Here is a 4754-nt window from a genome sequence, read left to right on the forward strand (position 1 = left end):
CTTTCGTATTTCAACAATTTTATTAATAATCTTTTTATTTTTTAATTTATGAGGACTATTTTTAGGTTTCCTACTCCTATTTTCTATACTATCTGTTTCTTCTAATTTTTTCTTCCAATAATAATAAGTTCTAATACTAATATTAAATTTGAGAGCCTGAACTTTTTTATTTTTAACTTTATTGATAATCTCTACTATCTTTTTTTTCTGATTTGTATTATATTGTTTCATAGGTATTCCTTTTTGTTTATTTGTGCTTATTTAAATTATAAGGAATACCTTCTTTTTTTAAAACAAAAGTGTGCAATATCTATGGCTCTTAAACACAAGTATTTATGAATTATATATTGACAATATTAATATAAGTTTATATAATATAATAATCATTTTTTATCTGAAATATATTTTAATACATATATGGGGAGGGGGTAATAATTATGAAGATATGTGTAATAGGTACTGGATATGTTGGGTTAGTTGTAGGTGCATGTTTCGCTGAAATGGGTAATTTCGTAATATGTGTTGATAATGATGAAGAAAAATTAAATAAATTAAAAAATGGGATTATTCCAATTTATGAACCAGGATTGGAAGATTTAATTAAATTTAATGTTGCTGAGAAAAGACTTTCATTCAGTTCAGATTTAGAAAAAGCGGTTAAAGAATCATTAATATGTTTTATAGCGGTAGGTACCCCACAAGGAGAAGATGGTTCTGCTGATATGAAATATGTTTATACTGTGGCTAAGCAAATAGGCAAAGCATTAAATGGATATAAGGTTATAGTGGATAAATCGACTGTGCCTGTAGGAACTGCAGAAAAGGTCGCAGAAATAATAAAAACAAATGCTAAAGAAGAGTTTAAAAATGAATTTGATGTAGTATCTAATCCTGAATTTTTAAAACAAGGAGCTGCTGTTGAGGACTCATTAAAGCCTGATAGAATAGTAATAGGTTCTAATTCTGATAAAGCCACAAAAATAATGTATGAATTATATGCCCCTTATTTAAGAACAGGAAATCCAGTTATTACAATGGATATTAAATCTGCTGAAATGACTAAATATGCTGCCAATTCTTTTTTAGCTGTTAAAATATCATATATTAATGAGATAGCAAATATTTGTGAGAGAGTAGGGGCTAATATAGATATGGTAAGAATGGGAATAGCATCTGATAAACGTATAGGAAATCAGTTTTTATTTCCTGGGTTAGGATATGGAGGAAGCTGCTTTCCTAAAGATGTAAAAGCATTATTGAATACTGCTAAAGAGAATAATTGCGAATATGATATGCTAAAAGCAGCAGATTCTATTAATTTTAATCAAAGAAAACTATTCATTGGTAAAGTAGAAGCATATTATAATAACAATATTAAAGGTAAAACTTTTGCTGTATGGGGGCTGGCATTTAAACCTAATACTAATGATATGAGGGAAGCACCATCTATTACTATAATAAATGCTTTACTTGAAAAAGGAGCAATTATTAAAGCTTATGATCCTAAAGCTATGGAAACTGCCAAAATAGTATTTGGAGACAGAATTATATATGCTAGTTCTTCATATGATACATTGGAAAATACTGATGCATTACTCCTTCTAACGGAATGGAATGAGTTCAGACGTCCTGATTTTAATAGGGTTAGAGATATGTTAAAGGACAAAGTAATATTTGATGGTAGAAATATTTATGATAGAAGTATGCTAGAGGAAAGAGGATTAAAATACATTAGAATAGGGTAATAAACTGAATATTTATTAAAAATAATAACCTATGCTGCAATTTTATTTTGCAACATAGATCGTATTTTTTAAATTTTGCATTATAATAAAAATATGTCTAATCTTAATCTTGTTATATTAATTTATGACTAGTCTATATATTCTTCAATATTTCTTTTTGATGTTTCCCATCTTCCTATTCCATGCCATTTAGTTATATCACAGTATCTACAAAAGGGCATAGGTTTTGCTAGAAACTGAAGTATTTCATTATAATCTTTAGCTTTATATATATCTATATAATCATGTTCTGTAACTTTTATATTCATAGAAAAATAACTATTAAAAGCATTTATATTAGCTGGTAAACCACATGTAAAAAGTTTTCCATCACTAAGATTTAAACAATTATTTGCTAAATAACAATTTGTAAAATTATCAAATATATTACTAGTACCATCTAAATTTAAAATTGTTTTTACACTTTCTTTTAATACATTTTCATCATTAAAAAAACTTAATATTACATTATAATTAGAACATATTCTCTTTATATTATCCCAATCTATTTTTATTGGATATTTTGTAGGATGTATTTCTACATTATTCTCTTGACATGATAACCAAAAACTTTCATCTTGTTTTGGAAGCAAAATACCATTAGTTATTAACCATATTGAACTATTTTTAAAATATTTTCTTACTAAATAAAAATAATCTTTACAATTTTTATTTAATAGTGGTTCTCCACCCAATATATGAAATTTTTTTATTAGTCCATTACTTAATTCATATAATCTTTTGATATCATTTTCAAATATTTCTATATTATAATATTCTTGTTTTGCTAATTGAGAAAAATGATTACAGCTATAACAATTTAAATTGCAATGTCTAACAATATCTATATCAATAAAATCTATATATCCTTGAGGTGTTAACTTTCTAATTTTAGCATACAAATCAATATAATTATCACACATACTTCTTTCTGTTATATTAATTTTATCGTTTATTTGATATAATTTATTATTTAAATTATTTATTTCTAATAAATATTCTCTTACAGAATTTCTTAATTTTTTAAAAGGTATCCACCATACTATATTGTCTATAGTTTTATTATCCATCTTTATTTCCTCTTATTAATTGTAATACAAGTTTCTTATATACCATAAATTTCTTTTATTACATATATCTAAAAAAATTTCTTCAGTTATGTAACCATCTCTTATATTATCTATAATTAATTGTTTTAATAATTCTCTTTGAGTATTATAAACATTAATATCATTTTCTGTTTGTTTAGTCTTATAGAATTTCATATCTATAAAGGCATAACATAATCTATATAAAGATATAAAAAAATCATGCATTTCTTTTTTTATATTTAATTTTGCATTTTTATAATAAAAAAATATATTTTTTATTACATTTCCATAATTTAATACATAATCATTTGTAACCATATTAGTAAATGAAGTTTTTCTTCTATAATGAAAATACAATGGTATTGGAATATATTCAAAATATTTAGCTATAGATAATATTTTAAAGCTAGCAACTAAATCTTCTCCAGATATTTTATTGGGCATTAAATTATCTATTTTTGCTATTAATTCTTTTTTATAAATTTTATCCCATAAAGGTGCATGCATTTTTTCTATAGATAATAAATGCAATATATTATTTCCATATAAAAATTGAGGTATATTTATATGCATATCTGTTATTTCATCATTTTCTACCCAATAATAATTAAAACAAACTATATCTACATTATTTATAAGCATTCTAGAAACAGCTATTTCATAAGCATTTAAAGCAACCGTATCATCAGGATCTGCAAAAGCTATAGCATAACCTTTGGCTTCTCTTAATGCTGTCATCCTAGCACCTCCAGGACCCTTATTTTCTTTGTGCTTTATATATTTTATTCTTTCATCTTTTAATGCATATTCTTCACATATTAAATTATCTTCTTCATTCGGAGAACAATCATTAACTAATATTATTTCTATTTCTTTTAAAGTTTGATTAATTAAGCTATCCAAACAATTTATTAAATATTCTTTTCCTATATCATATATAGGAACTATTATTGAAATATAGGGAGGATTAATATTATTAAATATGTTTCTATCATAACCATATTCTTCAGAAGCAATATGATTTAATTTTACTTTTATATCTCTATAAAAATATGGTATATTATTAACTTGATTTTCTATATTAATAGTCCTCACATCAGTATTTATTGTACTAATATCTATATTATTTACCTTTAATTTCATTTCATTTATTTGAGATAATAATAAATTTATTCTATTTTCTAAAGGCTTTGTAGTTATTTTGATGCCGCAAATATTTCTTACTCTGTATATTCCATCATCATATTTATTGTAAAAAAATCCCATAGTATTACCTCTATAAAAAATTATGCAATAAAAAACCTATGCAGAAATTTAATATTGCTGCATAGGTTGTATTTTTTATATTTTAAATTATTATGAGAATGTATATACACTATACGAGAGTGTCTTGTCTTGTCTTGTCTTGTCTTGTCTTGTCTTGTCTTGTCTTGTCTTGTCTTGTCTTGTCTTGTCTTGTCTTGTCTTGTCTTGTCTTGTATCATAAGATGCCCAAATTACATTTTTTATATTATAAACTAAAAAACTATTTTGTCAAATTATAAATTAAGCTGCAAGCTCTAATGCAGCTTGTAATTTCTTGTTTATTATAATATTATTGTTATTAATATATATGTACTCTTTACATATTAGGTCTGGTCTGGTCTGGTCTGGTCTGGTCTGGTCTGGTCTGGTCTGGTCTGGTCTGGTCTGGTCTTTATTTAACATTTTATTTCTAAAAGAATCACGCCATTTTCTTATTGGTATCCACCAAGATATAGTATTTATTATATTATTAATTATATTGTTTTTATTTTCAAGATTAGCTTTCAAATTTGATATTTCAATATTCTGATTATATATACAATTCTCTAAATTTAAAATTTTAGAATTGGATTGA

General features: G+C 24.5%; 4 protein-coding genes and 1 pseudogene. 1 reads left to right on the forward strand and 4 read right to left on the reverse strand.

The features are described 5' to 3' along the window. Positions 1-231, reverse strand: a 231-nt coding sequence (locus F811_RS15290; RefSeq protein ID WP_020003376.1) for a helix-turn-helix domain-containing protein, incomplete at its 3' end; no start/stop codon positions are given. Positions 232-437: 206 nt separating this feature from the next. Between F811_RS15290 and F811_RS0100595 the strand changes: the two genes are divergently transcribed. Beyond that, complete coding sequence (locus F811_RS0100595) at positions 438-1745, forward strand: UDP-glucose dehydrogenase family protein (protein ID WP_020003377.1); 1308 nt, start codon at positions 438-440, stop codon at positions 1743-1745. A gap of 128 nt (positions 1746-1873) precedes the next feature. On the opposite strand, the gene F811_RS0100600 is transcribed toward F811_RS0100595, so the two are convergent. The 3 genes and pseudogenes from F811_RS0100600 to F811_RS16645 all read right to left on the reverse strand — a co-directional run. After that, positions 1874-2854 (reverse strand): radical SAM family protein, encoded by a 981-nt coding sequence (locus F811_RS0100600; RefSeq protein ID WP_020003378.1) that lies wholly within the window; start codon positions 2852-2854, stop codon positions 1874-1876. 15 nt (positions 2855-2869) lie between these two features. Next, on the reverse strand, positions 2870-4141 hold the full coding sequence (locus tag F811_RS16170) for a glycosyltransferase family 2 protein (protein ID WP_020003379.1): 1272 nt from the start codon (positions 4139-4141) through the stop codon (positions 2870-2872). Between the two features lie 279 nt (positions 4142-4420). Beyond that, positions 4421-4754: pseudogene (locus tag F811_RS16645) on the reverse strand (hypothetical protein); the annotation flags it as partial.

Source organism: Brachyspira innocens ATCC 29796, from assembly GCF_000384655.1.
GTDB classification, from domain to species: Bacteria; Spirochaetota; Brachyspiria; order Brachyspirales; family Brachyspiraceae; genus Brachyspira; species Brachyspira innocens.

Coding starts and splice junctions, on each gene's coding strand:
- F811_RS0100595 (WP_020003377.1), top strand. CDS start 438: ATGAAGATATGTGTAATAGGTACTGGATATGTTGGGTTAGTTGTAGGT.
- F811_RS0100600 (WP_020003378.1), bottom strand. CDS start 2,854: ATGGATAATAAAACTATAGACAATATAGTATGGTGGATACCTTTTAAA.
- F811_RS16170 (WP_020003379.1), bottom strand. CDS start 4,141: ATGGGATTTTTTTACAATAAATATGATGATGGAATATACAGAGTAAGA.